Annotated in this window: 4 protein-coding genes and 1 pseudogene; 1 reads left to right on the forward strand and 4 read right to left on the reverse strand. The window is 74.3% G+C overall.

Going from position 1 to position 4,971, the window contains the following annotated elements; translation table 11 throughout:
- Window positions 1-492: 492 nt before the first annotated feature.
- The 3 genes and pseudogenes from IE249_RS06390 to IE249_RS06400 form a co-directional block, all read right to left on the reverse strand.
- Window positions 493-981 (reverse strand): annotated as a pseudogene (locus IE249_RS06390) (hypothetical protein); the annotation flags it as partial.
- A 10-nt stretch (window positions 982-991) separates the two neighbouring features.
- Window positions 992-3,331 carry an ABC transporter ATP-binding protein/permease gene (locus tag IE249_RS06395; RefSeq protein ID WP_189703783.1) on the reverse strand — a complete coding sequence of 780 codons (2,340 nt, stop codon included), beginning with the start codon at window positions 3,329-3,331 and terminating at the stop codon, window positions 992-994.
- Between the two features lie 107 nt (window positions 3,332-3,438).
- Window positions 3,439-3,849: a hypothetical protein gene (locus IE249_RS06400; RefSeq protein WP_189703784.1), complete on the reverse strand. Its 411-nt coding sequence runs from the start codon at window positions 3,847-3,849 to the stop codon at window positions 3,439-3,441.
- 319 nt (window positions 3,850-4,168) lie between these two features.
- Here IE249_RS06400 and IE249_RS06405 point away from each other — a divergent pair, with 319 nt between their 5' ends.
- A complete protein-coding gene (locus IE249_RS06405) occupies window positions 4,169-4,552 on the forward strand; it encodes a nuclear transport factor 2 family protein (RefSeq protein WP_189703785.1) in 384 nt (127 codons plus the stop codon).
- Window positions 4,553-4,571: 19 nt separating this feature from the next.
- Here IE249_RS06405 and IE249_RS36435 read toward each other — a convergent pair.
- Window positions 4,572-4,971: aldo/keto reductase (locus IE249_RS36435; RefSeq protein WP_229857703.1), on the reverse strand; the 400-nt coding region annotated here is incomplete at its 5' end.

Genomic DNA, 4,971 nt, shown 5'->3' on the forward strand with positions numbered 1-4,971 from the left:
GTCCGGGGGATGCCGGCGGTGCCGGAGGCGTGGTCAAGGGTCGCCGTTGGGGGTGACGACGCGGGTCGCGGTGCGGTCGTCGGCGCGGCCGGGCGGAGGTCCGGGAGCGCGGGCGGGGTCCCGGCTGGGCGGGCGGGCGGGCTGCCGGTCCGGGGGGCGGTCCGGTACGCGGTCGGTGGTGGGGCGGTCGGCCGGCCGGTCACCGGGGTCGGCCGCGGCGGGCTCCCCGGCCGGGTCCGGTGCGCCGCCGGGACCGGGCGCGCCGAAGCGGTCCGGCTCCCCCGGGGTTCCGGCCGGACTCGCGGCTCCGGCCGGAACGGCCGCACTCGTCGCACGGCCGGCGTTCGGGACACCGGCGCCGGCAGGACCGTCGGCACTCGGGACACCCGCGTCGGTACGGCCTTCGGTGCTCAGGGCGCCTGCGGCGTCCGTCATGCCCGTACCGGCGCTCGCGAGGTCCGCGCCGGACCCCGCGAGGGCGTCCGGGTCCTCGGCGCGGGGCTCCGCGTCGGCCGCGAACGTGGTCAGGTGGTCGCCGTCCGCGTACTCCCAGCGCCCGTGGTCGCTGTCGTACAGCCACACCGACTCGCCGTCGACGACGACGCCCACCCGCATGCCGTGCGTGCGTTCGCGGAACCCCTCGCCGTCGAGGCCGCCGCCGGTCAGCTCGTCCACGGCCGCCCGGTAGTGGGCCAGCGCCTGCGCGGCCCGCTCCAGCAGCGGGCGCGGGTCGGCCGTGCGGGCGGGGGGCGCGTCGGCCTCGGGCGGCTCCTGCGGTACGGCGATCAGGAGGCGGCCGTCGACCCAGGCGGACCAGCCGTTGGCGCACAGGACGCGGCCCCAGTCGCCGCGCCGCTCCTCCAGCCGCACGGGCAGCAGCGGGTCGAGGGGCACCGTGGGCCGTGCGGGGTCGGGCTCCTCCCAGGCCGGCAGCCCGTCCTGGGGGATCACGTGGGTGGGCCGGAAGCCGGGGCTGGTCATCGGGGCGCCCTCACTTGCGCATCACGGCCGGCTCGTGCCGCCGCAGCAGGCGGGAGACGGCGAAGCCGAAGGCACCCGCCAGCACCAGCAGTACGGCCAGGTTGCGCAGCCACACCTCGGCCGAGTGCCGGAACAGCGGGTCGGAGGTCAGGTCGCTGGGCACGATCCGGGCCAGTTCGACGGTGCCCGCCATCGCCCCGAGCGCCCACCGCGAGGGCACGAGCCAGGTCAGCTGGTCCAGCCCGGGGATGCCGTGCAGCCGCACCAGGGCCCCGCAGAAAGTGACCTGGACGACGGTCAGCAGCACCAGCAGCGGCATCGTCACGTCCTCCTTGGGCACCAGCGCGGAGACGAGCAGGCCGAGCAGCATGGCCGTGAAGGCCAGCAGGGCCACGGCGAGGGCGATCTCGGGCAGCGGCGGCATGAGCACGCCCTTGCCGCCCGGGGCGTTGAGATCGACGCCGAGCAGGCCCACCAGGGTCAGCACCACGGCCTGCGCGACCGTGATCGCCCCCAGCACGACGACCTTGGAGACGAGGTACGCCGATCTGGGCAGGCCGACGGCCCGTTCACGCTGGTAGATCACCCGTTCTTTCACCAGTTCGCGCACCGCGTTGGCCGACCCCGTCAGCATGCCGCCCACGCACAGGATGAGCAGCACGTTCATCGCGGTCAGCGGGGTGAGTCTGCTGCCGGCCACCGCACGGGCCATCAGGCCGGTGAGGAACGGCAGGGCGACCATGGTGGCGATGAAGGTGCGGTCGGCGGCGAGCGCGGCCGTGTAGCGGCGTACGAGCGTGGCGAGCTGGGCGATCCAGCTGCGCGGCCGGGGCGGCGGGGCCGCCGGGACGGGGCCGGAGCGCGGCAGGTGCGGCTGGGCGCCGGCGTCCAGGATGTGGCGGTGGTACTGCGGCGAGTCGCGGTAGGCGCCGGCCCAGTCCCGGCCGCGGTCGTTCTCGAACGCCTCGAAGGCTTCGGGCCACTGCTCGAAGCCGAAGAACTCCAGCGCCTCGCCGGGTGGCCCGAAGTAGGCGACCCGGCCGCCCGGCGCGAGGACGAGCAGCCGGTCGCAGACGTCGAGGCTGAGGACGCTGTGGGTGACGACGACGACCGTACGGCCGTCGTCGGCCAGGCCCCGCAGCATTCGCATCACCGACCGTTCCATGCCGGGGTCGAGTCCGGAGGTCGGCTCGTCGAGGAAGAGCAGGGAGGGCTTGGTGAGCAGTTCGAGGGCGACGCTGACGCGTTTGCGCTGTCCGCCGGAGAGGCTGTGCACGGGCTGTTCGACGCGCTCCTGGAGGCCGAGTTCGCGCACCACCTCCTCGACCCTGGTCCGGCGCTCGGCCTGGGAGGTGTCCTGCGGGAAGCGCAGTTCGGCGGCGTAGGTGAGGGCGGCCCGCACGGTCAGCTGGGCGTGCAGGATGTCGTCCTGCGGGACCAGGCCGATGCGCTGGCGCAGCTCGGCGTAGTCGCGGTAGAGGTCGCGGCCGTCGTAGAGGACCGTGCCGTGTTCCGCGGGGCGCTGCCCGGTCAGCGCGCCGAGCAGGGTCGACTTGCCCGCGCCGCTCGGCCCGACGACGCCGAGCAGGCACTTCTCCCCCACCGGGAAGGACACGCGGTCGAGCAGGACCTTGCGGCCGCGGTCGACGGTCACGGTGAGGTCCTGCACGTCGAGGCAGACCTCGCCGGTGTCGACGTACTCCTGCAGCTCGTCGCCGACGAGGCAGAAGGAGGAGTGTCCGACGCCGATGATGTCGCCGGGGCCGACCCGGGCGTGGCTCACCGGCGTTCCGTTGAGGAAGGTGCCGTTGTGGCTGCCGAGGTCGACGATGTCGTGGCCGCCGTCATCGCGGGCGCGCAGCTCGGCGTGGCGGCGGGAGACGATCAGGTCGTCGACGACGAGGTCGTTGTCGGTGGCGCGCCCGATGCGCAGGGTCCGGGCGGGCAGCGGCCGTACGGCGGTGGGCCGGCGGAAGGTGGTGGTCAGGGACGGCAGGGAGACGGAGGACGGGCGGTCGGGGGCCGAGGCCGGGCGGGGGACGAGGACGGCGGTGGGGCCGTCGACGGGGTTGCCGAAGCGGATGACGCTGTCGGGGCGGACGCCCCAGTCGTGGACGCGCCGGCCGTCGGCGTACGTGCCGTTGGTGCTGTCGTCGTCGTGCAGCGTCCAGTGCCCGTCCTCGGGGCGCAGCACGGCGTGGTGCCAGGAGACCCGGGCGTCGTCGAGGACGACGTCGCTGAGCGGGTCGCGTCCGAGGTGGTAGTCGCGGCTGGGGGTCATCACCGTCGAGCCCGTCTCCGTCTCCAGGAGGAGCTCGGGCGCAGTCGGGGCGGCCGGCTGCTCAGCCATGGCAGAATTCTAACGATTTGCCCTGTTTCCCGCCCGGCCGAAGCCGGTGCGCCCGGTGGTCGGGTGCCGCCGTCGCTGTCCGGGGGCACGGTCGGCGGTCGCGTGCGTCAGACCATGGGCAGGGCGAGGGCGGGGAGGGTGCGCTGCATGCGCAGGGCGTCCACGGACTCGGCGAGCAGTTCGTACTCGGTGGTGTCGTCGCCGGCGGCGATCCGCACCAGACGTCCCTCCGCCAACCGCTCGGCCACGGCCTCCTGCCGGGTCACGTCCGCGCACCAGGCGCGCAGCAGGGCGGGCACGTCGGGCACGCCGTCCGGCACCGGAACCAGCGCGCTCGCCGGGATGCCGGTGGTCTCGGGCAGGGGGTCGAGCCGCTCGGCGATCCAGGAGGCCCGGTCGCGCAGCCACCACAGGGCGAGGGCGAGGGTGGGCGCCCGGTAGGTGCCGAGCGGCACCCCGATCCGGCGGCCGTCGCACATGCCGTACGCCGTGACATGGCACAGGAATTCGTCGTGCACTGCTCCTCCCCCGTCGCGCGTTCGTCTGCCGGTGCTTCCTCGCTCTCGCTGCGGTTCGTGTGCGGTACTACGTCCCTGACCTTCGAGTATGTTGACTCCTGAAACAGTGTCACCATGACTTTCCGGCCAGTCTCCTGGCATATTCAGCGCGGTCGTTGGCCGAATTGCACGGCCCGGCTGTGCGGCGCGGAGGTTCGGAGCCGCCATTACCCCCGCGGTAATCGACCCCTCGGGCGCGCCCCGGCAGGGTGGAGCCATCGGATCGACGTCCGACGACTCCACCAACCGCACCTGTGACCTCGATGGAGGCCGATCAGCCATGTCCGCGCACACCGACCGTTACGAGAACGCCGTCGCCCGCTACTTCGAGGCCTGGAACGCCGCCGGGCCCGAGGCCCGCGCCAAGGCGGTGGCCGCCGCCTGGACCCCCGACGGCCGCTACACCGACCCCCTCGCCGACGTGACCGGCCACGAGCAGATCGGCGCCGTCATCACCGCGGCGCGCGAGCAGTTCCCCGGCTTCGCCTTCCGGCTCACCGGGCGGGTGGACGGCCACCACGACACCGCCCGCTTCTCCTGGGAACTGGTCAGCGGGACCGACGGCGCCGCACCGGTCGCCGGCTCCGATATGGTCACCCTGGACGCCGAGGGCCGTATCCGCTCGGTCCTCGGCTTCCTGGACCGGGTGCCGCAGGGGGCTTAAGGACGCCCCCTGGGCGCGGTCACACGCCGGTGGTCAGGGCGTCGATGCGGGCCAGTTCGGCCGGGTCGAAGCCGAGGTTCCCGATGGCCGCGACGCTGTCCTCCAGCTGCCGCGGGCTGCTCGCGCCGACCAGGGCCGAGGTGACGCGGCCGCCGCGCAGCACCCAGGCCAGCGCCATCTGGGCCAGGGACTGGCCGCGGGACCTGGCGATCTCGTCCAGGGCCCGCAGCCGGCCCACCAGTTCCCCGGTGACCGCGTCGCTGTCCAGGAAGGGGCTGTCGCTCGCGGCGCGCGAGTCCTCCGGGATGCCGTCGAGGTAGCGGGAGGTGAGCAGGCCCTGCTCCAGCGGGGAGTAGGCGATGGAGCCGACCTGGAGTTCGTCCAGGGTGTCCAGGAGGCCCTGCTCCTCGGGGCGGCGG

It is taken from the genome of Streptomyces anandii JCM 4720 (assembly GCF_014650655.1).
Lineage (GTDB): Bacteria > Actinomycetota > Actinomycetes > Streptomycetales > Streptomycetaceae > Streptomyces > Streptomyces anandii.

Excerpts from the sequence above, each read along its gene's own strand:
- IE249_RS06395 (WP_189703783.1), bottom strand. The coding sequence starts at position 3,331 with ATGGCTGAGCAGCCGGCCGCCCCGACTGCGCCCGAGCTCCTCCTGGAG.
- IE249_RS06405 (WP_189703785.1), top strand. The coding sequence starts at position 4,169 with ATGTCCGCGCACACCGACCGTTACGAGAACGCCGTCGCCCGCTACTTC.